Origin of the sequence: Psychrobacter sp. DM4 (assembly GCF_051307035.1) — a bacterium.
In the GTDB taxonomy this organism is placed as follows: domain Bacteria; phylum Pseudomonadota; class Gammaproteobacteria; order Pseudomonadales; family Moraxellaceae; genus Psychrobacter.
This window is the reverse complement of record NZ_CP195536.1, coordinates 1829463-1854285: the sequence shown is the minus strand read 5'-3', so window position 1 is coordinate 1854285 and position 24823 is coordinate 1829463. Positions and strand designations below refer to the sequence as shown.

General features: G+C 42.9%; 20 protein-coding genes and 1 tRNA gene. 10 read left to right on the top strand and 11 right to left on the bottom strand.

The features are described from left to right. Positions 1-230 precede the first annotated feature (230 nt). The 3 genes from ACR64G_RS07795 (at position 231) to ACR64G_RS07785 (ending at position 3754) form a co-directional block, all read left to right on the top strand. Positions 231-509 (top strand): SlyX family protein, encoded by a 279-nt coding sequence (locus ACR64G_RS07795; protein WP_435978743.1) that lies wholly within the window; start codon positions 231-233, stop codon positions 507-509. Between the two features lie 143 nt (positions 510-652). Beyond that, on the top strand, positions 653-1891 hold the full coding sequence (locus ACR64G_RS07790) for an OmpP1/FadL family transporter (protein ID WP_435978742.1): 1239 nt from the start codon (positions 653-655) through the stop codon (positions 1889-1891). A gap of 339 nt (positions 1892-2230) precedes the next feature. After that, the gene (locus ACR64G_RS07785) at positions 2231-3754 is read left to right on the top strand and encodes an OmpP1/FadL family transporter (RefSeq protein WP_435978741.1); all 1524 of its coding nucleotides are present in this window, start codon (positions 2231-2233) and stop codon (positions 3752-3754) included. 435 nt (positions 3755-4189) lie between these two features. On the opposite strand, the gene putP is transcribed toward ACR64G_RS07785, so the two are convergent. Together putP and ACR64G_RS07775 are read right to left on the bottom strand one after the other, a co-directional pair. Further along, positions 4190-5689 carry a sodium/proline symporter PutP gene (gene putP, locus ACR64G_RS07780; RefSeq protein ID WP_435978740.1) on the bottom strand — a complete coding sequence of 500 codons (1500 nt, stop codon included), beginning with the start codon at positions 5687-5689 and terminating at the stop codon, positions 4190-4192. A gap of 474 nt (positions 5690-6163) precedes the next feature. Beyond that, positions 6164-7036, bottom strand: coding sequence for a LysR family transcriptional regulator (locus tag ACR64G_RS07775; RefSeq protein WP_435978739.1), 873 nt, complete (start codon positions 7034-7036; stop codon positions 6164-6166). 344 nt (positions 7037-7380) lie between these two features. On the opposite strand from ACR64G_RS07775, the gene leuC reads away from it, so the two are divergent. The 5 genes from leuC (at position 7381) to ACR64G_RS07750 (ending at position 12857) form a co-directional block, all read left to right on the top strand. After that, positions 7381-8799 (top strand): 3-isopropylmalate dehydratase large subunit, encoded by a 1419-nt coding sequence (gene leuC / locus ACR64G_RS07770; RefSeq protein ID WP_435978738.1) that lies wholly within the window; start codon positions 7381-7383, stop codon positions 8797-8799. A gap of 36 nt (positions 8800-8835) precedes the next feature. After that, complete coding sequence (gene leuD, locus ACR64G_RS07765; protein ID WP_435978737.1) at positions 8836-9498, top strand: 3-isopropylmalate dehydratase small subunit; 663 nt, start codon at positions 8836-8838, stop codon at positions 9496-9498. Between the two features lie 149 nt (positions 9499-9647). Next, positions 9648-10349 (top strand): hypothetical protein, encoded by a 702-nt coding sequence (locus tag ACR64G_RS07760; RefSeq protein WP_435978736.1) that lies wholly within the window; start codon positions 9648-9650, stop codon positions 10347-10349. Positions 10350-10415: 66 nt separating this feature from the next. Further along, on the top strand, positions 10416-11519 hold the full coding sequence (gene leuB / locus ACR64G_RS07755; RefSeq protein ID WP_435978735.1) for a 3-isopropylmalate dehydrogenase: 1104 nt from the start codon (positions 10416-10418) through the stop codon (positions 11517-11519). A gap of 246 nt (positions 11520-11765) precedes the next feature. Then, positions 11766-12857 (top strand): L,D-transpeptidase family protein, encoded by a 1092-nt coding sequence (locus tag ACR64G_RS07750; RefSeq protein ID WP_435978734.1) that lies wholly within the window; start codon positions 11766-11768, stop codon positions 12855-12857. 210 nt (positions 12858-13067) lie between these two features. Here ACR64G_RS07750 and infA read toward each other — a convergent pair whose 3' ends face one another. The 7 genes from infA to dinB all read right to left on the bottom strand — a co-directional run bounded on the left by infA (position 13068) and on the right by dinB (position 21782). Further along, positions 13068-13289, bottom strand: a complete 222-nt coding sequence (infA, locus tag ACR64G_RS07745; RefSeq protein ID WP_010199824.1) for a translation initiation factor IF-1 — start codon at positions 13287-13289, stop codon at positions 13068-13070. Between the two features lie 120 nt (positions 13290-13409). Then, complete coding sequence (gene truA / locus ACR64G_RS07740) at positions 13410-14243, bottom strand: tRNA pseudouridine(38-40) synthase TruA (protein WP_435978733.1); 834 nt, start codon at positions 14241-14243, stop codon at positions 13410-13412. A gap of 54 nt (positions 14244-14297) precedes the next feature. Further along, the gene (locus tag ACR64G_RS07735) at positions 14298-15392 is read right to left on the bottom strand and encodes an asparaginase (RefSeq protein ID WP_435978732.1); all 1095 of its coding nucleotides are present in this window, start codon (positions 15390-15392) and stop codon (positions 14298-14300) included. Positions 15393-15615: 223 nt separating this feature from the next. Further along, on the bottom strand, positions 15616-17277 hold the full coding sequence (locus ACR64G_RS07730) for a FimV/HubP family polar landmark protein (RefSeq protein ID WP_435978731.1): 1662 nt from the start codon (positions 17275-17277) through the stop codon (positions 15616-15618). A gap of 57 nt (positions 17278-17334) precedes the next feature. Continuing rightward, positions 17335-19191 (bottom strand): peptigoglycan-binding protein LysM, encoded by a 1857-nt coding sequence (locus ACR64G_RS07725; RefSeq protein WP_435978730.1) that lies wholly within the window; start codon positions 19189-19191, stop codon positions 17335-17337. Between the two features lie 104 nt (positions 19192-19295). After that, positions 19296-20498, bottom strand: a complete 1203-nt coding sequence (gene queA, locus ACR64G_RS07720) for a tRNA preQ1(34) S-adenosylmethionine ribosyltransferase-isomerase QueA (protein WP_435978729.1) — start codon at positions 20496-20498, stop codon at positions 19296-19298. A 201-nt stretch (positions 20499-20699) separates the two neighbouring features. Then, positions 20700-21782: a DNA polymerase IV gene (dinB, locus tag ACR64G_RS07715; RefSeq protein WP_435978728.1), complete on the bottom strand. Its 1083-nt coding sequence runs from the start codon at positions 21780-21782 to the stop codon at positions 20700-20702. Positions 21783-22271: 489 nt separating this feature from the next. Between dinB and ACR64G_RS07710 the strand changes: the two genes are divergently transcribed. Next, positions 22272-22535, top strand: coding sequence for a hypothetical protein (locus ACR64G_RS07710; RefSeq protein ID WP_435978727.1), 264 nt, complete (start codon positions 22272-22274; stop codon positions 22533-22535). A 63-nt stretch (positions 22536-22598) separates the two neighbouring features. On the opposite strand, the gene ACR64G_RS07705 is transcribed toward ACR64G_RS07710, so the two are convergent. Together ACR64G_RS07705 and ACR64G_RS07700 are read right to left on the bottom strand one after the other, a co-directional pair. Then, a tRNA-Leu gene (locus ACR64G_RS07705) sits at positions 22599-22685 on the bottom strand. Between the two features lie 137 nt (positions 22686-22822). Next, the gene (locus tag ACR64G_RS07700; protein WP_435978726.1) at positions 22823-23596 is read right to left on the bottom strand and encodes a ferredoxin--NADP reductase; all 774 of its coding nucleotides are present in this window, start codon (positions 23594-23596) and stop codon (positions 22823-22825) included. A gap of 351 nt (positions 23597-23947) precedes the next feature. On the opposite strand from ACR64G_RS07700, the gene ACR64G_RS07695 reads away from it, so the two are divergent. Next, positions 23948-24811 carry a TrmO family methyltransferase domain-containing protein gene (locus ACR64G_RS07695; RefSeq protein ID WP_435978725.1) on the top strand — a complete coding sequence of 288 codons (864 nt, stop codon included), beginning with the start codon at positions 23948-23950 and terminating at the stop codon, positions 24809-24811. The last annotated feature ends 12 nt before the right edge of the window (positions 24812-24823 follow it).

Here is a 24823-nt window from a genome sequence, read left to right as displayed (position 1 = left end):
TAACACATACCGCGATAAAGGGTCTTGCTCAGCTGATGGCAGTATAACACGCTGTCATACCAGTTTTCTTTCATAGACAACCTTTATTATTATATTTAACATGGCTTGTTCTTATAACCGTAAATTTGGATGTTCTTGCTAAAGAGACGATTGCCAACCAAGCTGTCAATATAAACATATCAAGTACATATCCGTTATTATCACTCCACAATAACAACTACGAGAGAACCATGACCCTTTTAATAGATGATAAACATAACAATAATTTGCAAAATCTTAATGAGACAGCCACGCCCGATATTCAGGAGCAGATGACAGAGTTACAAATGAGCATGGCACATCTTGAAAGGACGGTGGAGCAATTAGATCAAGTCGTGACTCGTCAAGACCAACATATTCAGGCTCTACAGCGTCAGATTCAACTTATAAATAAACAGCAACAAAATCAAAACGGAGATCAGGGTATAGCACCATTCGACGTTATAGCAGATAAACCCCCACATTACTAACCAGTGACCATAGAGTCACAAGTGAGCAATAGTGTGTTTTTTTGATTGTTTTGCAGCGCAAAAGCTATTAGTATCACTCCAGTTTTAAACTGCCTGTCTACTATTATTACAGTGACAATTATTTGGATGTCTGGAGAAATACAATGCGTGTCGTTTTCAATTTAAAGACTCTACCCCTAGCCATCGCTGCTTTGTCTATAGCTAGTGTAACTAATGCTGCTGGCCTCGATCGCTCAGGTCAAGATGTAACTGCCTTCTTTCAAGATGGTGTTTATGCCGAGACGGTATATACTTATATAGACGCTGATGTAACAGGCACAGATACATCAGGTAACAAGATACAAGATATCGCCGAGGACTATGATTTTTTTCGTTATGGCGTAAAAGCAGACATCAATGACACTTTTAGTGTTGGTATTCTTTACGATGAGCCTTTTGGCGCGGCAGCAGACTACGTGGGCGAGAATAATTTTATAGATCAAAACCCAGTTTCTCCAAGAAATGGTGAAGAAACCAATGTCGAAGTTCGCACCGAAAGCCTAACGGGTATTTTAGGTGCAAAATTTGGCACAAATAAAGAGTTTCAGGTTTATGGTGGTCCAGTAGCTCAGCGTGTACAAGCAGATGTGCAACTACGTGGTCCAGCTTATGGTCCAGCTAATGGTTACACCACGAATATTAGCACTGATCAGGATTATGGCTGGATAGCTGGCCTGTCTTATAGCAAACCTGAAATCGCATTACTAGCAGCATTGACATATCGTTCAGAGATTGAGCACACAACAAACGCTGGCGAAAGTTATCCTCTAGCAACTGCAATTGGAGGCTCTATACCACCAGTAGCTGGTGGACCGTTCGCTTTTCCAACAAATAGAAGTGGCGATATAGAGATAACAACACCTGAATCAGTCAACTTTGATTTCCAGACGGGTATTAACCCAACAACTTTAGCTACTGCAAGAGTACGCTGGGTACCTTGGGGTGATTTCGCAATCGTACCGTCACTTTATAACGAGGTGAGCACTGCTAATCCTGCATTCCGTCCTGATGGTTTACCATTAGTCAGCTATGATGACGATCAGTGGGTCGTAGAGTTAGGACTTGCTAAACGTTTATCGAAAGCGTTAGCGGTTAGCGGTAACATCGGCTGGGATAGCGGTGCAGGCGATCCTGTCACCTCACTAGGCCCTATCGAAGGCTACTATAGTGTAGGCCTTGGTGCTAAATATAACGTGACTGAAAACTGGGCGGTATCAGCAGGCGGCAAGTACCTATGGTTCGGTGATGCCGAAGGTCAGATACCGAGCGGACAAATCGTCAGTGACTTTGAAGACAATGATGGCTTTATCTTAGGTGCCAAAATCTCTTATCAGGCTAAATAGTCACTCTGGTAAAGAGTAAGTTAAAATAAAAATGGTAAATCAATAAAAAAGCGATCCTTTTAGGGTCGTTTTTTTGATTTGAGCGAAGTAGATTAGGCAAAAAGCTAGACTTATATATTCTATCGCATATATAAGTCATTTAAACTATCAACACAGAACTATTTTATTTAGAAACCAGCATATATCATGTACTGTTCAGTCATAATGGAGAAATAAAGTACTTTAAATGTTGTTTTAGTGTCAAAAAGCCATTACTATTCAATTTAGGACATCGTCTACATATTTAGTAACACTTACTTATATTGACGATTAAACAACTGGGATGTTTGGAGAAATACAATGCGCGCCACCTTTCACTTAAAAACCCTCACAGTAGCTATCGCTGCTTTTTCAGTCGCTAGCGCTGCTAGTGCTGCTGGCCTTGATCGTTCAGGTCAAGATGTCACTGCCTTTTTCCAAGATGGTGTTTACGCTGAGGCTGTCTATACTTATATCGACGCTGATGTAAGTGGTAGAGACAATGCCTTTAATGGAGACAGCAATACTCGGTTTGAAGATGGCAACAAGACAGGTGATATCGCTGAAGATTACGACTTTTTCCGTTATGGTGCAAAAGCCGATGTTAATGATACTTTTAGCGTAGGTATTATCTATGACGAGCCGTTTGGTGCTTCTGCTGAGTATACAGGTGATAGCAACTTTACTGGTTCGCCAACTGTCGCAATTGATAATCTTATTGGAGACCGAGTAACTCCATTGGTACCGCAAGTTACCAACGCTCAAGAGTTGAGTACCTATGTCAATGATCTTCCAGGTAATTTAGATAGAGCCAGAGCTGGTGTTGGACAATTACAACAAGCTCTGCAAAACACTACAAATCCAGCAGCTCAAGCGCAGATACAAGGACAGATTACTGCTCTTCAAACACAAATTGCAACTGGTGAGGCTGCTTTACCTACGCTGGTAGGCTTCGATAATTATGCCAAAGCACAGCTTGCCAATACTCAAAACACTAAAGTTGAAGTACGTAGCCAGAGTTTAACAGCTCTTCTTGGTGCTAAGTTTGGCGCTAACAAAGAATTTCAAATCTACGGTGGTCCAGTTGCCCAACGTCTCGAGGCTCAAGTAAGATTACGTGGTAGTGCATATGATCTTGCCACTGGTTACACCTCTAACAGCAACCCTGATATGGATTATGGTTATATTGCAGGTTTTTCATACAGCAAGCCTGAAATCGCTCTAAAAGCGGCGTTGACTTACCGTTCTGAGATTGACCACAACATAGATATTACTGAAACATATCCGTTGGCAGGACTCTTAGCAGGTGACCCAGCTGCCGCTACACAAACTAATGATTACGAGATTACGACTCCTGAGTCTGTTAACTTTGATTTTCAGACTGGTATTAACCCAACGACTCTAGCTTCAATGAAAGTGCGCTGGGTACCATGGAGTGATTTTTCAATCACCCCTCCACTATACAATGCAGTGAGCAAGAACAACCCATTATACGCTGATGATGGACTAAAATTGGTTGAGTATGAAGATGATCAATGGCAAGTAGAAGTGGGTTTAGCCAAGCGTTTAGCACCAGCATTAGCAGTTAGCGGTACAGTTGGTTACGATAGTGGTGCAGGTGATCCAACCACTTCACTAGGTCCAGTAGATGGCTACTACAGTGTTGGTCTTGGTGCTAAGTACAACGTTACCGAGAACTGGGCTGTATCAGCGGGTGGTAAATATCTATGGTTCGGTGATGCAAAAGGTCGACTACCAACAGGAAAAGTTGTTGTCGATGCCGAAGACAATGATGGCTTTATCTTAGGTGCAAAACTATCTTACCAAGCAAAGCAGGGCTTCTAATTTAGTGATTAGAAACTAACCTTTGAAAAAAAACGATCCTTAATGGGTCGTTTTTTTATGGGTGTTTATATTTTAAGTTAAGGGAATAAAGAGATTTTTAGATCAATCATGAGCGTTAGATGCATCTCTAATCTGCTTCTATAGGATTAAAGGTCTATCAAACAGCTTATATAGAAACTAGAGGTCTAGGAGCAGGCAGGTAACGTTTATGTTTATAACGTGAAATGCTGATATTAAACGTTTAGGGTAGATAGTGCTGTGTGAACAAGACAATAGTCCAAGCAAACTGTCTTATGTTCAAAGAGTACAAGGTAGCTATTATTTAGTATCAAACAAATACAGGCAGTAAAAAACCTCGCTACTAGAACAGTAACGAGGTTAGTAATTATAGAAATAAAAATAAAAATAGAAATAGAAATTCAGCTAACGCTTTACTTACTTATGCAAGTTTAGCTCCATCTCTTTGAATTTGGCTGAAACCGTAGACTTAGGTCCACCTGTCATCTTACTGACTACAAAGATGGCGATAGTGCTCAAGACAAAGCCTGGAACAATAGCGTACAACCAATCGTTTAAAGCCATACCATTCATCTGGAATGGACCATAGACCCAAAGGATGACGGTCAAAGCACCAACAACCATACCAGCGACAGCGCCGTTACGGTTCATACCGCGCCACACTAAGCTAAATATAACCAAAGGTCCGAAGGCAGCACCGAAGCCTGCCCAAGCATGAGAGACGAGTTCTAATACTGAGCTTTCAGGATCAGAGGCCAGTAATATTGATACCACAGCGACGATGACAACTGAGATACGGCCAACGAGTACTTGACGCGCTTCTGGGGCGTCTCTATCAAAGAATAGCTTGTACACATCTTTGGTCAGTGAGCTTGATACCACGAGTAGCTGTGATGAGATAGTACTCATAATAGCGGCCAAGATAGCAGCTAACAAGAAACCTGATACCAGCGGCGTGAACAAGAACTGCGTGAATACTAAGAAGATCGTTTCTGGATCATCCAAGGTCATCGCTGTTCTCTCGACATAAGCACGACCTGCGAAACCAGTCGCTAATGCACCGATCAAACTGACGATCATCCAGCTCATACCGATGTTACGAGCAGTAGGAACGTCTTTGACTGAACGTATCGCCATAAAACGCACGATGATATGCGGCTGACCAAAATAACCCAAACCCCATGCCATTAATGAGATGATACCCAAAAAGGTCATACCACTAAAAATGTTCAACATTGAGGGATCGATATTTCTAACCGATTCAGTAACCGACGCTACGCCGCCAAGATCAGTAAAGGCAACAAGAGGTACGATGACCAAAGCAAAGAGCATGATGATGCCTTGAACAAAGTCAGTCATCGATACGGCTAAGAAACCGCCAAATAAAGTATAAGCGACAACGACACCAGCGGTTACCCATAGACCCGTGTTATAAGGCAGATTTAGCGAACTTTCGAACAATTTACCACCGCCGACCAAACTTGCCGCGGTATAGACAGTAAAGAATAGAATAATAACAATCGCTGAGATAACGCGCAGCATGTGCGACTTGTCTTCGAATCGATTGGCAAAGTAATCGGGCAGGGTAATAGCATTGTCAGCCACTTCAGTGTAGACACGCAGGCGCGGTGCTACAATGATGTAGTTCATAAGAGCACCTAAGGTCAAGCCTAGCGCAATCCAAATACTGACTACACCAGAGCCATACATATACCCTGGCAAGCCAAGCAACAACCACCCTGACATATCTGAGGCACCAGCCGAGAGGGCAGTAACCGCAGGACTCAGGTTTCGGCCGCCGAGCATATAGCCTTCAGTGTCATTGGCTTGCTTGAAATAAGCATAAACACCAATCCCTATCATTACTAAAAAGTATGCGGCGAGTGAGATTAATACGCCAGTGGAAACTCCATTCATATCGCTATCCTTAGCCAAAGCTATTGGCTTTGCTTGTATATATTAGTGACATTGTCTAACAGTAGAATTATTAACCAATAAAATTTTATTCCCAAAAACAAAAAAACCATTCTATAAAAGTAATGGTTTTAGAGTAGGGCTATCTATTGATAGTAAAGGGGTGTCAATATTTAGCCGAAAAACCATTACTGAACTATCTAAATTTTGCCTGATTTAATAGTCATACTCGTTATTGTAGACGGGTTACCTATTAAAATACGTCATCTTGAAACAATCATATTCGTATAGTGACAAACGTTAATTATATAACGCTATCGTAACTAGTTGTTACAATAACAAATGAAGACGACCGTTGTCACGGATTGTCGCGAATAAATTGTAAGTACGCTAATGTTAAACACGTATTGACATAGCAAAGCGGCACTGACGTTACTATCAGCACCGCTTTGAAGTGAGTTGTTAGACCCTGGAAGACTAGTCGATAGGTGCTAGCAGATCAAGTAAAGCACTAACACTACTAGAGCGTGTCAACTTAGGGTTGATAACTACGCCTAGATAACGTTGCAGCTCAATGTTGTCAGCCATATTGATGCGCTCTAAATCTTGACTAATGAGCGTTTGTGGTAGTACAGACCAGCCAAGGCCTACTGATACCAACATACGAATAGATTCTAGCGGATTGGTGCTCATAGTGGCATAGGGTTTGAGGTTATGCTTGGCGAATTCCGCTAAAGTGATTTGACTAGTAAACGTATTGGCTGAAGGCAAAATAGCAGGATAACGAGCTAATTGCTCCAAAGTGACATTGGCTTTGTTGGCAAGCGAGGAGAGGGTACCTGTCATAAAGTATAGCGGATCGGACCAAAGCGTATGATAGGTTAGGCGTTTGTCATAAACTGGCGGCAATGTCAAAAACGCTAAGGAGAGATCGCCATCCAATACCGCTTTGTGCGCTGCTTCTGAATCAACAAAATGTACCTCTAACTGTACCGCAGGATACGCTTGAATAAAATGTTTAAGTACTGGTGCCAAATGATGCAAACCAATATGATGGCTGGTACCAATGACTAATTTACCTGATACAATATGCTCTGCATGTTGCAAATTGATTTTAAAGTTTTCGTAATCCTCAAGCCAACGTTTGGCATGCGGTAGCATTTCACTGGCAGCTTGAGTCGGAACAATACCGCGACCTACGGTATCAAAGAGAGTGATTTTGAATTCATCTTCTAGATTCTTTATGCGTTTACTGACCGCAGGCTGGGTAATAAAGAGCTTTTCTGCAGCCCCTGAGATGCTACCTGTATGCATCACAGTCACAAACGTTGTCAAATTGGTGGTATTCAAACCGATGTCCTTAGCTACTTAATGAGCTATAAATAAAAGTTGGGTCATATAGAGGCTGTTGATTGTAAATAAAAAGTTTTCGTATACGCAAAAATCATCAATTATTATTATAGGATTAGACTGCTATAATCACAAGACTCAAAGACATTTTATTTGGCATTTAGACCATAAGTGATATCAAAGCAACGATATACTCTTGTATCATTAATTGAGCATTGAGATTCTATCTAAGTACACGCATAACCCTTTATATAAACCACTCATTTTATAAAAAACATACCGTATTTTGACTCAGCTTTTACGCTTGGGTCGACTAGCAGTTAGCAACCAAGAAGGATAACAAAATGGCCGCTCAAACCTTATATGACAAACTTTGGAACGCTCATGAAGTCACTAAACGTGACGATGGTTCAAGCCTTATCTATATTGACCGCCATCTATTGCACGAGGTTACAAGCCCACAAGCCTTCGAAGGTTTGGATCTGGCTAATAGAAAGCCTTGGCGCTTGTCTGCGAACATTGCCAGTCCCGATCATAACGTACCTACCGTCAGTAAAGAGCGTTTAGAGGGCGTGGCAGGTATCAAAGACAAAGTATCGCGTTTGCAAGTGCTTACTTTAGATGACAATTGTGCCAAATTCGATATCGCGGAATTCACCATCAACGATGCGCGTCAAGGTATTTTGCATGTGGTCGGTCCTGAGCAAGGCCTAGTCTTGCCGGGTATGACGGTCGTTTGCGGTGATTCGCATACGGCGACTCATGGCGCGCTTGGTTGCTTGGCTCATGGCATTGGTACCTCAGAGGTCGAACACGTATTGGCAACCCAATGCTTGATTCAAAAGAAATCAAAAAACATGCAAATTCGTGTCACAGGTAAGCTCGGTGTTGGTGTGACGTCAAAGGATGTTGTACTGGCTATTATTGCCAAAATCGGTACGGCAGGCGGCACAGGTCACGCTATCGAATTTGCAGGACAAGTGTTTGAAGACATGAGTATGGAAGGCCGAATGACGGTCTGTAACATGGCGATTGAGGCGGGCGCACGCGTCGGTATGGTGGCTGTCGATGATACGACCATTGATTATGTCAAAGGACGTCCTTATGCACCAAATGAGTTGCAGTGGGCGCAGGCTGAGAGCTACTGGCGCACCTTGTACTCAGATGATGATGCAGTGTTTGATACGGTGATTGAGCTTGACGGTAGCCAGATAGCGCCGCAGGTATCTTGGGGCACCTCACCTGAGATGGTGGTTGATATTACTCAGTCTATCCCAACGCCTGATCAAGCAATCGATGATGCTCAAGAAGAGGGGTGGCTACGAGCTTATACCTATATGGGCTTGCAAGCGGGTCAAAAGATTACTGACATTCAGCTTGATCGCGTGTTTATTGGCTCTTGTACCAACTCGCGTATTGAAGATTTGCGTGACGCTGCGGCGGTTATCAAAGGTCGTAAGGTTGCCAATACGATAAAAGAGGCAATCGTCGTTGCAGGCTCAGGTCAAGTCAAACTACAGGCAGAGTCTGAGGGTTTGGACGCTTTGTTCACAGAAGCTGGTTTTGAGTGGCGCGAGCCGGGCTGTTCTATGTGTCTTGCGATGAACGCGGACAAGCTTGAGCCAGAAGAGCATTGTGCCTCGACGTCCAATCGTAACTTTGAGGGACGTCAGGGTACAGGCGGGCGCACGCACCTAGTCAGTCCTGCGATGGCTGCTGCTGCTGCCTTAGCTGGTCATTTCGTAGATGTGCGTACGTTTTAGTATTTAAGTATCAAACCGTTATGTTAAGGAATCACTATGCAAGCTTATAACACTCAAACCGGTATCGTCTGTCCCCTCGATCGTGCCAACGTCGATACGGACCAGATCATTCCCAAGCAGTTTTTAAAATCTATAAAACGTACAGGTTTTGGCGTTAATCTTTTTGATGAGTGGCGCTATCTAGATGAGGGCGTGCCTTCTTTAGGTGACGGCCAGGACAATAGTGCCCGTCCGATCAATCCAGACTTTGTCCTAAACCAACCTCGTTATGATGGAGCAACTATACTCCTTGCTCGTCGGAACTTCGGTTGTGGCTCTAGTCGTGAACATGCGCCTTGGGCTCTTTCTGAATATGGTTTTCGCACCGTAATAGCGCCAAGTTTTGCAGATATCTTTTATAATAATTGTTTTAAAAACGGTATGCTGCCCATTGTTTTGGACGAAGAGATTGTTGATAAATTGATGAAAGCAGTCACTGCTAACGAAGGCTATCAATTGACCGCTGATCTTGAACGTCAGGTAGTCATAATGCCTACGGGTGAGGAGTATGCCTTTGAAGTCGACGAATTTCGAAAGCACTGTTTACTGAATGGTCTTGACGATATTGGATTGACCTTGCAAAAAACGGACGACATCAAGGAGTATGAGCAGCAAATGATGCAAAAAACGCCTTGGATATTTAACCAAGTGCGTGCCTAAAAGCGACGACACCTTTAGAGCCTAGCCTAGGTCGTTCTTTACTAATTGGTGTATATGAGTAAATATGAATATGGTATTGAGTTATGGTTATGAAATAGCTAGAATGGATGACCTTCGTTTCACTTATATGACTAATAGTAGCCGTCGTTATGAATAATAAACGTTTGATTGGTTTGACTGTATGTACAAGTTTAGCCCTGTCAGGGTGTCAAGCTCTGACAGGTTATAACCAGATTGATGACGCTGATGACATCCGCTCCTCAGCACAAACACTTGAACCTGTTGCAGGCGAGATCAATATCGCGTGTAAGGGCACTTACCACTGTGAAATAGTACAAATAGACAAAACGCCTATTGTCTCAGCCGATAGCCACGAACCTATCGATCCTACTATGTTGACGGCTATGCGTAGCGTCGATACTGACACTAAAAAACCGTTTAGCAACCGCATTCAGACTACTATAGAACCTGACATTACGCCTTTGGCAAGTAAAACTGCTATCAAGATAGTACCGCTATCAGTATCTAATATCGAAGGCTTGACCAATTATTATTTACGTATAAAACCGGGTAAGCATGAGGTTCAGGTTAATTTTTATCCTGAGAATAACATAGGTTATATTGAGCGTTTTGCGGTGATTCATGAGTTTACACAGTCAGGCAGTTATGAGCTACGGGCTTATCGCAAAAAGCTAAACACGACTAAAGGTAGTTTGTTAGAAAATGCACCGCCAAGTCCCTTATGTGTGGATCTCACCTTTAATAGTCGCTTGCAACGCCGCTTTTGCAAGCAGGCAGATAGCGCGCGTCAAGGCGAATTTGTGGAAAGTAATGCGCTAGAGACGCTCTAGTATGTCAGTTTTATGAGTCAAGTACCAAAGCAACCCGTTACTTATCAAAAAATAACAAGGATTTATATGGCAACAATTTTAACATTGGCAGGCGATGGTATTGGTCCTGAGATTATGACGCAGGCCGTTGAAGTATTACAGGCTGTTAATGATAAGTTTTCATTAGGTCTGACAGTGGAGTCAGGTTTGATCGGTGGTGTGGCTTTTGATGCTACTGGTGAACCCTTGCCAGAGGAGACGCTTGAGCGTGCTCGCGCAGCAGATGCGGTATTACTTGGCGCAGTCGGTGGCCCTAAATGGGACAGTATCGAGCGTAGCAAACGCCCTGAGCGCGGATTACTCAAAATACGCAGTGAGCTTGGTCTATTTGCCAACTTGCGCGTGGCGAAGCTCTATCCGCAGCTGGCTAATGCCTCGAGCATTAAGCCTGAAATCATATCAGGCCTTGATTTGCTCATCGTACGTGAACTGACAGGCGGCATTTATTTCGGTGAGCCGCGCGGTATTCGTACATTAGAGAATGGTGAGCAGCAAGGCTATAATACGATGGTCTACAAGACTAGTGAGATTCAGCGTATTGGCAAGGTCGCTTTTGAGCTGGCCAAAACTCGCGCACAAAGCTCTGGCAAACCTGCCAAGATATGCTCAATTGATAAAGCTAATGTACTAGAAGTCACTGAGCTGTGGAAGCAGACCATTACTCAGATGCAAGAGACAGAGTATACCGACGTCGCTTTGTCCCATATGTACGCTGATAATGCTTGTATGCAACTTATCAAAGACCCTAAGCAGTTCGATGTCATGGTGACCGGTAATATGTTCGGTGATATCTTGTCGGATGAGGCGGCAATGCTTACAGGCTCTATCGGTATGCTACCTTCAGCGAGCTTAGATGAGGCAGGAAAGGGTATGTACGAGCCTTGCCATGGCTCAGCGCCAGATATCGCAGGACAGGACAAAGCCAATCCTCTAGCGACTATTTTGTCCGTCGCTATGATGCTGCGTTATACCTTTAAGCAAGAATCTGCAGCGCAAGCGATCGAAAATGCGGTAAGCGACGTACTCGATGACGGTCTGCGTACTGTTGATATCTTGGACAAAGAGGAAAAAGGTCTTATCTCCGTCGGTTGTGCACAGATGGGTCAGGCTGTATTAGCTAAGCTCAAATAGTCTCAATATTTAAAGTCGTAGAATATGGACGAGCAAGCCCATAAATCATTTGATGGTTTGTGGGCTTTTTTTTAAACATAGTTATGACTCTTATTATTAAAACCATTTAACAAAGGTGATATAAGAGACTCAGCTTATTAACACAAAGCTGTTATATAACTTTTTAGTACTGTGACATTATCTACAACGGTAAAAACATAAGAACTATTACGACAACATTATAGTTAATTATTTTAGGAATGAGATATGTATCAGTTAAAGAAAATTTGCACAGCGATGACCATAGTAGGATTATCCAGTGTTATGCTTGTGGGTCCAAGTAATGCGGCGACAACTGGCACTAACAAGGATGCAAGTCCTGTTACTAATGGCGTCAGTCAGCAACTAAATGGCGATAGCAAAATTGCCAATTCACTCAACGATCTGCTGCCGACCATCAAGTATACGACTAAGAATCTACCCAAGAGCGCAAAACAAGTCAATGATGCAAAATGGTCAGCCGGGCAGAAGATAGATCGCACTACAGGTACTAAGCTTCAGGCGCTACTTAATTGGCATCAGCACGGCGTAGGTCCAGTAGATGGTTACTGGGGTAAAAACACGCGAAAAGCGATGCAAGCGTTTCAGAAAGCTAAAGGGTTAAAAGTTACCGATAGTTTAAACGATGAGACTTGGCAAGCGCTTAGAGCCAGTGAGCGGTTAACGCGTCAGCCTATACTGGTAAACTACACGCTAAGTGATGATGATGTGAATGTCAAAACGACGAACATTCCTGCCAGTGCCGAAGGAAAATCTGAGCTGAAAGGTATGTACTATGAGAGTGTGACCGAGGCGCTAGCAGAGAAGTTTCATATCAATGAGAAATATTTAAAGTCGTTAAATCCTAATGCTACTTTTCGCGCAGGTGAAACGATTACGGTCTACAATCCAGGCAATCCCAATACCAAAGCAGTAAGCCGAGTCGTGGCTGACAAGACTACCCAGACTTTGTATGCCTACGATGACAAGGACAATTTAATTGCCAGCTATCCGACTACAGTAGGAAGCAGTACGAAGCCGTCTCCTTCAGGGACACATACGGTCGAGGTAAAAGTACATAAGCCTAATTACACCTATAGCGCAGACGATGACAGTCAGCTGATCATTCCACCAGGACCTAACAATCCAGTCGGTATTGTTTGGATTGGACTGAGTAAACCTTCATATGGTATTCATGGTTCACCAGATCCTGCGCGTATCAGTCGTCAAGCGTCATCAGGGTGCGTACGATTAACTAACTGGGATGCGTTGGCACTACTAGGCACGATAAAGAACGATGCGACAGTAGAGTTCAAATAAAGACCAAGTTCCAAGCATAGAGTTCCAGGCATAAAAATACCGCTATCTATTAGCGGTATTTTTATGCGGTACGATCGTTGGCTTAACTGCTAGGTCTGTCATTTAATGATATTTTAGACAACGAAACGGCTTTCATTAAAAGTATCTAAAACTAACATCGACTCAAGCGAGAAAGAGCCACGAATCGCACTGAATAAATAATACTTAAAACTAGTTCTTACCACGATAGGTGATGCGACCTTTTGACAAGTCATAAGGCGTCATTTCAACCTTGACTTTGTCACCCGTTAAAATACGAATGTAATGTTTGCGCATCTTACCTGAGATATGCGCGATGATCTCATGTCCGTTTTCTAAACGAACTTTAAACAAGGTGTTCGGAAGGGTGTCAATGACTTCGCCTTCAAATTCAATAATTTCGTCTTTTGCCATATTGGTATCAATCACTCAAAAATAAGCGGATATTATACGCAAGTTTAGAGACTAGCGCAATGGCGAACTCAGTTTTTGCTTGACAGTGTGTAACTGATATGTATGCCAGCTGATCGTACTTCAATCTGGCAAGTTCAACCAAACGGGAGTTAAAGGCGCATTGGGGATTAGGTGTTGATAGCGCTCAGGGTAATAAGCATTAACAAAGTATAAGCCGTCACCTGAGGCGGTAGGCGGAGCAATCTTACGATCCTTTTTGGCTAGTATATTCAAAAAATCAGTAGGCTGTAACTCCTGTCTACCGATAGCGTACAGCGTACCCATTAGGTTGCGTACCATATGATGCAAAAACCCGTCTGCCTGAATATCAAAAACGATAAACGATCCATGAGCGAAAAGTTTGGCATGAGCAATCGTACGTACAGGCTGGTTGGACTGACAGGCTGCCGCGCGATAACTACTAAAGTCATGCGTCCCTACGATGTCAGCTGCCGCTGTTTGCATAGCGCTTAGATCAAGAGGCTCATAAATATGAGTAACCTGACGATTTAAGATAGCAGGACGCTGAGGCTGGTTCAAAGTAATGTAGCGATATCGGCGAGCAATGGCTTTAAAACGAGCATGAAAATCAGCAGGCATAGGCTGAATCCAGCGTAGCGCGATATCATTGGGTAATAGGCTATTGACCCCGCGTAGCCAGTTGCGCGCAGGTCTATGAGCATGCGTGACAAAATGAGCAATCATATTACCAGCATGAACGCTCGAGTCAGTACGACCAGCAGCGACAACATCCACAGGCTCATTAGCGACTTTGCTGATCGCTTGCTCTAGGACTTCTTGAACCCCAAGTACCTCTTTTTGTCGTTGCCAGCCGTAATAATGAGTGCCTAAAAACTCAATAGCGATCGCTAGCGTATAAGTCGGTTTATCATGATATTTTGCGTATTCAGTCATAAAAAGATCATATATAAGATGGGGTGTAAAACGTCTGTATAAGTGAAGTAGTGTCTAGCGTTTTCTAATCGTCGTCGCCGTTTGGCTCACGTTATTCGTCCAGCGCTGTCGTCTTCGCGCAGGAGTCGGGTAGCGTAGTAATAGCCATAATAGCCGCGCGTAGATAGCCGGAATAGTCAAACGTCCTCCCGCAATGACATGATGATCATATTGCCAACTGCCAGCAGCATAACTATCACTAACGCCGCCAAAAGGACATTGACTGGCACAAATCACCATATGACCTTGCTCATACGCGTCCTCTAAAGCTTTGGCAAGTGCTGGTGAATGGGGTACATTACCTGCCCCAAATCCCAGTACTATAATACCGCAAGGGGGATGATCGGCCAGTGCTTGTAGTTGTACGCTTAACATATCAGGATGATTAGGTAGACAGTAGAGCGCATGGATATAAGCTTGTTCAGCATTTCTTTTAACGTCAGATAATAGCGTATATTGATCATCAAGCCAATGCTGGCGACGAGTATCTGCTAGGAGTTTTATATAGCTATTGGCAGGATAAGCGGCTCTTGAATGTCCAGTAAATGCCATAAAATCATGGCTATGGATTTTCTGTACCGTTTGCGCCGGCCACGACTCACCGCCAAAGCTGATTTTGACACCAGACTCGCCTGCGCTAGCAAGCTTGATGGAGGCAATCAAATTATCCCAAGCATCGCCATTACTATCGACGATGTAGTCCTGTAATACTTCAGCATCTAATAGGGGTCGCATACTGCCCGTAACGACCAAGCATAAATCACTGCCAGCGAACGCCTCTGACAAAAAAGCGCCCAAGTAACTTAAAGTATCTGTTCCTGTAATCAGTACAAAGCGGCGACATCCTTTGTTGTAAGCGTCTAGTACCAAAGTATAAAAATGAACAAAATCATTAGGAGTGAGTTGGCTACTGTCTTTGATTAGTGTGTTGCCAAGCCAGGCTACCGCTGGCAAGTTTAGAGTATGGCTATGTTCTATCAAATGAGATTGTACGATAGGCAAAAAGTCTTTGGCATTTAGGGGTGCTAACGGACGACCATAACTACCAAAAGTGCCTCCAGCGTAGATGAGCTGTAGCGTATCAGAATTTTTTATAGATTTTGAGTGCATAGTATTAGAGGACACAATAGTAAAAGAACAGTATGAGAGGGTATTTTATTTAGAGATGTAGCACACAGGTGTGTATGACATGAGCAAGTATTATAAACGCAGGTGAAATCGAATAGAGGGTATATAAAGCAACCTATATTTAGAGCGCATTCTTGATTGATTCGCGTCATACTTAACGAGTCAATCAAAAATATGCTTAAATAAAAAAGCTATGATGATCTTATTAAGCAGTGCGCTCCAGCATCATTTGCGCCTGACTCTGCTGGTCACTGTTGCCTTGAGCGACCACTTCATTCAATAGGCGCTTGGCACTGTCGTATTCCCCTAATCTCACATATTGTGCTGCCAAATCTAGAGTAACTTGATTGGTATCTAACGTTTTGACAAAATCAAAGTCGGCTGCAAAACGCGACATTAGATCCGCGGTCGGTTCAGTACTATCAATACTCGTATCGTCTACGACTTGAACAGGAGCTAGTGCCGCAGGCGTCAGTAGAGTTTCATCGAAGTCATCAGCGATAGGCGTATGGTCATCGAACAATAAAGGCGCATCGACCGAAGAGCTAGTATCATCTTCAACGACAACTGGTGCACTGTCTTGAGTCCAAGTCTCTTGAACTTGCGTGTCCTGTACTTGATTATCTAAGATAGAGGAGTTTTCAACGTCATAGGCTGTCTTTAGGGTATCGTTGTCACCTAAAGACAACATCTCTCTATCGTTTGGAAGGTAGGTGTCTACAGTACGATCGGCATCCGCATGGCTCTCTAAGTCTGAAAAGTCTAAGACAAACTCGTCCTCAACGATATCATCAGTATTAGTGCTGTCATCATCAATACTGCCATTGTTGTCTGAAGTCGACTCATTAAACGTAGCATCCTCCATAGAAGTATCAGCCGATAAGTCTGACTCACCATCCATCTGTAGATCAAAGTCAAAAAGCATATCATCATCGCTATCTGCTTTTGATACAGACGCATTATTGATCAATTTACTGGTGAGAGAATCTGCAGGTGCATTTTCACTTAATTCAAAATTCTCGCTAAAGTCAAAGCTAGTATCTAGGTCTAAATCCAAGCTCAGTGGGTCTAGATCTAAATCGTTTGACTCATCAATAGGCTGTGTATTACTGCTGCTGACATCAGGGTCAACGCTAGTGTCAAAATCACTGCTATCCAAATCATCAAGCGTTAACTCAAAGATATCGTTGCTCTCGTTACCAGTACCAGTGTGGTCATTAGAAATCAAATCACTATCATCAATAGCATCTAAGCTCATGTCGGCAAACGAATCAGACGGTTTGCTTACATCATTGATATCAGATGAGTCATTATCTTGAGACACTATAAAGCTGTCAGTGTTTAGATCATTAGTAGTCGTGCTTTGAAAGTCAAAGGAATCGGTTTCGAGGCTCGTATCGTTAAAACTAGTAGTAGATGCTGGATTTAAGGCTGTTTGATCTTGCATGAGCGATGCTTTTAGCTCGTCCGCTTGAGGCTTTACATGGCTGTTGTATTGTACGATATCATCGTAGACACGATTAAACCCACCAAGCTCATTGGTAGTTGCGTAAATGCTGAGCAGTTTAAGAGATAGTTGTTCATCGTGAGGCTTACGCATCAAACCGCGCTCTATAGCTTCAACAGCTTTGTCGTAACGCTGCTGATCAACAAAGCGCTGAGCAATAGTAATATCGTCAAATTTGGTCGCACTATTGACTGAAGGCTGCTGCATACGATCTGCGGACAGGGGCGAGGGTCTCTTGAAGTCTTTGTTTATACGTCCCTGTGATGGCGCGGGTCGCTCGGCTTTGTTTCGGCGTAGTACCAAAATAGCGATTAATAAGACAAGCACCAATCCTGCAACGATATATAGCATATTATCCATAGTTATTCTCATGTCTACGATAACTATTCAAGTCAATTAACTTGATAGTTGAGGCAATTATTGATCACGCAACTCTTTTAGACGAGCTTGTAGTTCTGCTAGCTTCTGATTTTGTAATTGTATTTTTTGGGTATAGTTGCCAAGCGTGCTGTTGGTGTCAACTAAGCTTTTGGCTTGGGCTGCAGTCGTTTGTCTGGTTGATTTGAGAGTAGATAGTATATCCGTATTCAAGCCATTTCCAGCTTGAGCACTCGCTTCAGTTTGAGTGCCATCAGCATTACCATCACGACCTGGAGCAACGACAGAAAAACGTGCTTTTGGTAGTTTTTTCATAGTTGCTGTCTGGTTCTGACGCCCTGTAGCGTCAACGCGTTCAGTAGTAGGTTTGGATAGTGCTTTTGTTGCTGTATTAGAATGTCGTATGTATTGTCTTTGCTCATCGATAGCCGCTTGCAACTTTTGCTGAGAAGGTACAATATCATATTCAGAAAGATTGAGTTGCGCGTCGGCTCTGAGTTGTCCTGCATCTTTATTCAAAAACGCACTAGGGTTTTGCGCTTTAATTTGAGCCATCACCGTCTTGATGCTCAAATTGTTTTGCTGGGCAATTTGCTGTGATATAACCCATAAGTTATCGTTAGGTTGTACGGTATAACGGGTGCTAGTAGGGGTGGAGTCTGCGGTTTGGGGAATCGCTACAGACTCTTGATCGTTTGACGATGCTAAAGTTTTAGTCTCAGAGCTGTTGGCATTAGCTGCTAAGGGATCGCCTGATTTTGAAGGCGCTGATGATGCTATTGTAGATTGCGCCGCAACACTAGGTTGAATCTGACGAGTGACTTGAATGCTTAAAGTATCTAGTAATGATAAAGTATCTAGTAATGAGCTAGGCGCTTTGCCCGTCGCTACATCGTTTGATGTCATTAGACTAGAATGTGTAAAGGCTGCATTAGAGCTTACATTATCAGTACGACTGTCTTTATTAGCATCCCCTGTAGCGGTAGATGCACTTAGCTCATTGTTTATTATGCTTCTATCTAATAGTGTCTCTTTGCTAGTTGGCGATGAGTTAGCTATCGAAGCATTACTCGCTTGAGTACTAACTGAACTGGTAGTAATTGAGCGGTTAACAGTAGTCCGCGTTAGGCTTGCAGCGTCTAGCTCAGTATTGGCTTGGTTATTTATTCGACTACTTTTTATTCGACTACTTAGTCCATTCGTTACGCGTGGTATAGACGTTGATATTAAAGGATTGGCAGTTTGAGCAGGAAGCTGAGCGGCTACTTGGGTACTAGATGATAATGACGCTGATAGCGACGAGTGAGAAGTAGGCATCAGTGGCGGCGGTGTACCTGCTCTAACCGTTAAAGGTGTAGCATTACTAAGAGAAGTGGCAGGCAAGTTTGGTTGTTTTGCACCCGATATCACAGTGTTAAAGGCTTGGGTATTTGGGATCTGAATACTAGAAGACTCAGAGTTAGACGCTTTTATAGGCAAGCTGTCATCTAACGGCATAAGTAAGGTTTTAGGGACAACAGTACGCTGATCGCCATCATTAAGCGCTAATACTAAATCTGCAAAGGGTTTGGATACAGGCTCAGTAGTACTAATAATCAGCTGACCTGTGGTTGCTGATGTGGATACAAAATTGACGCTCATAGAATCTGTCGGCGACATACCCATCTGCTGATAAATCAAAGTGCTTGCCATATCAACAGAAAAATCTTTGTTACGAATATCAGTGACCGAAATACTAGCGAAAAGTGGTTGGTACTGGGGCGAGCTGATGACAGTTTTGCCAATAGTTGCCGCTTGCGTGCTAGAGGAGAGCACCGCATAACCTACTGAGTATAATAACGCTCTCGATACCGCACGTTGGAGATTGGTTGAGCGATCAGATAAATACCAAGACATGAATAACCCTCTAGAATGTAAACCACTTACGATGTTATAACAAAATAAAGATTAGTTTACCAGTTTATTTCTAGGTAGAGCTGAGCAATGTGTCAACCCTAAGCTCATCTTGTGCTGTTGATGGACGGACAGATCGAGCAATTATAGTCGCTCACTCTATCTAGAAGCATAGCATCCCCATAACTAAAGAATCGATAATGGCGCTCTATAGCGTGCTGATAAGCGTGTTCGATAGCAGTTTTTCCCGAAAAAGCAGAGACTAACATAAGGAGTGTGGATTTTGGCAGATGAAAGTTAGTCAATAGTCGATCAACAACCCCAAACTCAAATCCTGGATAAATAAAGATATCTGTATCTCCAGACCAGCTGGCAAGAGGTTGTCCATCAATAGCTGTTCTTTGATAAGCGGTCTCAAGCACGCGTGTCACAGTTGTGCCAATAGCAATGACTTTATTACCACAAGCCTGCGCCTGATTGATAAGGTCAGCGGTTGCTTGTGGCAAATGCGCATATTCGCTATGCATCTTGTGGTTAAGCAAATTATCAGTCTTGACAGGGGCAAAGGTTCCAGCGCCAACGTGTAAAGTAACAAAGGCTGTATTAATGCCTTTGACTCTGAGCTGGTCTAACACTGTCTCATCAAAATGTAAGCTGGCAGTAGGCGCGGCAACACTAGCAAGCTTAGCAGGATCGTGAAAGACAGTCTGATAGCGAACATTGTCAGTCGCATCGGCATGACGCTCAAAGTAGGGCGGGATAGGTAGTTCACCATAGCGTTCTAAGTCAGGCAAAATAGGCGCATCAAAAGCCACAATAAACAGATTGTCTTGGCGACCTATCATGACAGCGCTCATATGACTTTCTGCCAGCAAGAGACGCTGACCGATCTTTGGCGCTTTGCTGGCTTTGATGTGACACAGTGCAATATGCTGTCCGGCGTTGATCTTGCTATGCATAAATGCTAGATCTAAATCAGAGATAGCGATCAAACGCTCGATAAGGACCTCAATCTTACCACCCGTATCTTTTTGACCGAATAGACGCGCTTTCATCACTTTAGTATCGTTAAAGACAATCAAATCGCCAGGATTCAACAGATTAGGTAATGCGGTAAATAGCTCATCATTAACGTCACTATGACTGGTTAAATGAAGCAGCTTAGAAGCTGAGCGCTTTGCAAGCGGATAGCGAGCAATCAGCTGATCCGGCAAGGCATAGTCGTAATCATCGACGCTCAAATAGTCCAAACTATTTTTGTCTGCATCAAGCGCGGTACTGTTGTCAGCTGTAGAGTGAGAGTGGGTCATAAGCAGTCTTTTGAGAGATAAAATTTCGGCATTATTGTAGCAGAGATTAGATGATGAGAGAGGATTTTGCTAGAGGGTTATTGTCTGCTATTGAGCTCTATATGAAAAAGCGTAGGCAAGAATACCTATAAAATAGCCTAAGTAATCATCACAAAAATTTGAATACATACAGAATATTTTAGTCAGAAAGGCTAGGGACCACTAGAACAAATTGAGCTGTGGAATAACTTGGGTATCAGGTATCAAAGAAGAGTAAGTCACCCCAACGAGCCTAATAGGTAGCTCACGTGGAATATCGCCAAATAATTTATCAAGCCAATAATGCGCAGAGTCGGCACTATCAAAAGCTGTCGATACGGTATGTGCACGCGTAATCTGAGTAAAGTCTGCGTACTTAATTTTTAAAGTGATCGTATAAGCAATCAGACGCTTTTGTTGCAATTGACCAAAAGCATCCGCGTTTTGTTCAAATATTTGTGCACGCAGCGCGATATCATCGCTCAAATTATCTCTAAAAGTAGTCTCTGATCCAACAGATTTGTGTTGGCGCTTGGACTTGACAGCGCGTTCATCTCGACCGTGAGCGATATCATGATAGAACTGTCCTCGCTTGCCAAACTCACTAACTAACGTAGCTGCTGGCGTGCGCCGAAGATCAGCACCATTACTGACGCCCATAGCATGCAAACGCTTGGCAGTCGCTTTACCGATACCATGAAAACGCTCAATCGGTAAGGTGCTAATAAAAGCATCAGCTTCGGCCGGTGTGATGACAGCGGTACCGTTAGGCTTGTTAATATCAGAGGCAATCTTTGCTAACATTTTGTTAAATGATACACCAGCAGAGGCATTTAACCCTGTCTGCTCTAATATTCGAGCTCGCAACCAGTTCGCCATTAATGTCGCTGAGCCTTGATGCACAGACAAACCCGTCACATCCAAATAAGCTTCATCAAGTGATAAAGGCTCAACGTTCGGCGTGAGACTTAGCATAATAGATCGAATCTCAGTACTCACTGCGCGGTACACCTCAAACCTTGGTCTGACAAATATAGCTTCAGGACAACGCTTGCGAGCCTCATAACAAGACATCGCTGAGCGTACTCCAAATTGTCGTATCTCATAACTGGCAGCAGCTACCACGCCGCGCCCGCTAGGATCGCCGCCAACCGCAAGAGGCTTGCCTCGGAGCTCTGGAAAATCACGCTGTTCAACACTTGCATAAAAAGCATCCATATCTAGATGAATGATCTTTCTTAAATTTTGTTCCAAAGAAGCGGTCATAACGCCTTGTATACCTATACAGGATTGTCATCAATTTCACATTCATTCAAAAATTATTTGAAAATGAATGAGGGTTTAAAAAAAATAGTAGTATTCTATATAGATATATATGAATATAATGACTGTGTAAGTGAGTGCAATAATTATGTAAGAAAGTTTGGGTAATCGACTTTAATCTAGAGTGGTAGTCTCATTCTATAGACCATTTAAAGGAATAAAGGGGTTAAATGGTCTATAGAATATACTTCTTACAAAACAACATACCATTTATCACTATTTTTGTACCGTTTGTCATAAATAGTATGTTTGTACTATTACAGTCACTATAGCTAAGTTCTACACTGAGACTAGAGATAACATATTACTATTCAGACTATCGCTTAATTGATTTTTAATCATAGAGAGCTTGTATGTCATATTTTGCACTATAACCGAAGTGAGTCAAGGAAGCGTAAATTTCTTGAGACACAGTAAATCAAGGAGCCAGCAATGAACAACGAATTGATAGGAAGTGAATTGACACGTGCGATGATTGCATGGGGTTACGAGCAAATATGGTGCGCGGTCGATGATGATAGTGATGAGCAAGCAATGAGGGACCATTGTGGTAATGATTTTACGGCTTGCATAGTCTCATGCGATGATCAATACTTTTACTGCGATCAAGGCACACCATGGACATGCGCGGTACCTATCAAGATAATGGCGGTCAAACAAGAAGAAGTTGACATGCCTACTCAATGTATAAGTTAGTAAGTTATGGTTTAAAAGCACAAAAAAACCTCCAAAGTAGGAGGCTTATTTGATATTGCATATTGGTACCGGTGGTCGGACTCGAACCGACACGCTTATAAAGGCAACGGATTTTGAATCCGTCATGTCTACCAATTCCATCACACCGGCATGTAAGCGGATAATAATTAACGCACAAGTATTATCGAATTAGGCTAAGCAGTATAGGCGCGTATTATAGCAGTCTAAAGGTAACCGTCAAGAATTATTTGCTAAGCTGCCTCTGTTTTTATAATAAACACCTCTCTCTAGCCGACAAACGCACGTTCAACCGCATAGTCCGCTTGTACGCCCATACGTGGAGAGACAGTCAGACCGAAGTCATCTAAAATAGCAGATACCTCTGCGTTAAAGGGCATGCTACCACATATCATGACACGATCATCCTCTTTGTTCATCGGCGGCAAACCAATATCTTCAAAGAATTTACCAGAGGTCATCAAATCAGTGATACGCCCTGTATTTCTGAAGTCCTCGCGCGTGACCGTCGGATAATAGATAAACTTTTCGCGATACCATTCACCAAACAGCTCATCATTAGGCAGCTCTTCTTCGAACATCTCTCGATAAGCTAAGTCATGCTGGTGGCGTACACCATGTACGAGTATAATCTTCTCAAAACGCTCGTACACTTCAGGATCGCGCGCCAATGATAAAAAGGGTGCAAGACCTGTTCCTGTTGAGAGCATGTATAAATGCTTGCCAGGTAATAAGTCATCTAATACTAAGGTGCCCGTTGGCTTTTTGCTCACTAATAGCTCATCGCCAACTTTGATATGTTGCAAGCGTGAGGTCAATGGACCGTCTGGAACTTTTATAGAAAAGAACTCTAAATGATCTTCGTAGTTAGGACTAGCAATAGAGTAGGCACGTAGTAGCGGTCTTCCATCTATCACCATACCTATCATCGCAAATTCACCATTACGAAAGCGTAAACCGTCGTCACGCGTGGTTTTGATGCTAAACAGCGAATCGTTCCAGTGATGAACCTCTGTGACTGTCTCAGTGCGAAGTTTTGACATAAAGTCCTCGTTTCTTCTCTTCAATGTTTAAATGAGTCAGGCCTAAACCTAATCTACTTAAGTATGCGTTGTAAGTATTATCAGGGTAGTGTATCTAGTATTTAGCGCCGCCCTTTAGTTTTTATCTCAACATTTTCTAATTTCAACGTAGCTAACCTAGTAGTAGCGGTAATTTTAGCTGTCATAGATAGTGTTCGCTATAATAACAAATTTTAAGGCTAAAATCCGTCCTGCCGTGCCAGCTCAGCATGATAAAATAGAATATCGTTAGTAAGTTTTATCGTATTAAAGGCGTTTTTTTTAAGACTAGCGGCTAAGTTTTAGTACGAATATCAAAAAAGGCAATCTTAGATGGCTCATATTTCACCAATTATAGGGTACCACCGTGCGCCTTTATCACAAAAGTTTGGCACACCAAGGCAGCCAAATCTGGTTGGTATGTCTAGCATAATAGAGATGATAACGCCTTATGATACGCCAGCTGCTTTTGATGGGTTAGAGGCCTTTAGCCATATTTGGATCAGTTGGCAGTTTCATCACAACGCGGTAAAGAATCACCCCTTAAAATCTAATTCAGACAATAAGACACAATGCTTAATTGACAAGGGCTCTTATCACTCTGAAGCGCTTATCGATACAAAGCCGTTTCGAGCACAAGTGAGACCACCAAGATTGGGCGGCAATCAAAAGATTGGCGTCTTTGCCAGCCGTAGTATGTATCGGCCCTCAGGTCTAGGACTATCAGTTGTCAAACTAGAAAGTATAGATATCATCGAGGGCCGCGTGATACTCGTAATAAGCGGCGCTGATATGATAGATAGTACCCCTGTCATCGATATAAAGCCTTACGTCGGTTATAGCGATGCGCTAAATGGCACCAGTGATGGCTTTGCCCCAATGGCACCAGTACCCCTAGAGATTGACCTGACCGAACTGGCCTCAGAGCAATTCATGCATATTGTGAACGCTCAACAAACAGATAAATACGATACAAAAAGTCTAAGTATAAAGGGCATGTTAAACGAGGTGCAAAAGCAAGTCGTTGCAGCAGATATCGATCATATCAAAGCACTTATTGCTTTAGACCCCAGGCCTGCTTATCGTCAATCAGAGCTAAATACCCCCTTTACAATGCGCTACAAATCCATTGACGTTGGTTTTACTCAGATAGAGGGTGGCGGACTACAAATCATCAAGGTCAGATTTGTCGATTAGATGACACTCTGT

What these genes read in the sequence shown, in the direction of transcription:
- ACR64G_RS07795 (WP_435978743.1), top strand. Translation starts at nt 231, where the DNA reads ATGACCCTTTTAATAGATGATAAACATAACAATAATTTGCAAAATCTT.
- ACR64G_RS07790 (WP_435978742.1), top strand. Translation starts at nt 653, where the DNA reads ATGCGTGTCGTTTTCAATTTAAAGACTCTACCCCTAGCCATCGCTGCT.
- ACR64G_RS07785 (WP_435978741.1), top strand. Translation starts at nt 2,231, where the DNA reads ATGCGCGCCACCTTTCACTTAAAAACCCTCACAGTAGCTATCGCTGCT.
- putP (WP_435978740.1), bottom strand. Translation starts at nt 5,689, where the DNA reads ATGAATGGAGTTTCCACTGGCGTATTAATCTCACTCGCCGCATACTTT.
- leuC (WP_435978738.1), top strand. Translation starts at nt 7,381, where the DNA reads ATGGCCGCTCAAACCTTATATGACAAACTTTGGAACGCTCATGAAGTC.
- leuD (WP_435978737.1), top strand. Translation starts at nt 8,836, where the DNA reads ATGCAAGCTTATAACACTCAAACCGGTATCGTCTGTCCCCTCGATCGT.
- ACR64G_RS07760 (WP_435978736.1), top strand. Translation starts at nt 9,648, where the DNA reads ATGAATAATAAACGTTTGATTGGTTTGACTGTATGTACAAGTTTAGCC.
- leuB (WP_435978735.1), top strand. Translation starts at nt 10,416, where the DNA reads ATGGCAACAATTTTAACATTGGCAGGCGATGGTATTGGTCCTGAGATT.
- ACR64G_RS07750 (WP_435978734.1), top strand. Translation starts at nt 11,766, where the DNA reads ATGTATCAGTTAAAGAAAATTTGCACAGCGATGACCATAGTAGGATTA.
- infA (WP_010199824.1), bottom strand. Translation starts at nt 13,289, where the DNA reads ATGGCAAAAGACGAAATTATTGAATTTGAAGGCGAAGTCATTGACACC.
- truA (WP_435978733.1), bottom strand. Translation starts at nt 14,243, where the DNA reads ATGACTGAATACGCAAAATATCATGATAAACCGACTTATACGCTAGCG.
- ACR64G_RS07735 (WP_435978732.1), bottom strand. Translation starts at nt 15,392, where the DNA reads ATGCACTCAAAATCTATAAAAAATTCTGATACGCTACAGCTCATCTAC.
- ACR64G_RS07730 (WP_435978731.1), bottom strand. Translation starts at nt 17,277, where the DNA reads ATGGATAATATGCTATATATCGTTGCAGGATTGGTGCTTGTCTTATTA.
- ACR64G_RS07725 (WP_435978730.1), bottom strand. Translation starts at nt 19,191, where the DNA reads ATGTCTTGGTATTTATCTGATCGCTCAACCAATCTCCAACGTGCGGTA.
- queA (WP_435978729.1), bottom strand. Translation starts at nt 20,498, where the DNA reads ATGACCCACTCTCACTCTACAGCTGACAACAGTACCGCGCTTGATGCA.
- dinB (WP_435978728.1), bottom strand. Translation starts at nt 21,782, where the DNA reads ATGACCGCTTCTTTGGAACAAAATTTAAGAAAGATCATTCATCTAGAT.
- ACR64G_RS07710 (WP_435978727.1), top strand. Translation starts at nt 22,272, where the DNA reads ATGAACAACGAATTGATAGGAAGTGAATTGACACGTGCGATGATTGCA.
- ACR64G_RS07700 (WP_435978726.1), bottom strand. Translation starts at nt 23,596, where the DNA reads ATGTCAAAACTTCGCACTGAGACAGTCACAGAGGTTCATCACTGGAAC.
- ACR64G_RS07695 (WP_435978725.1), top strand. Translation starts at nt 23,948, where the DNA reads ATGGCTCATATTTCACCAATTATAGGGTACCACCGTGCGCCTTTATCA.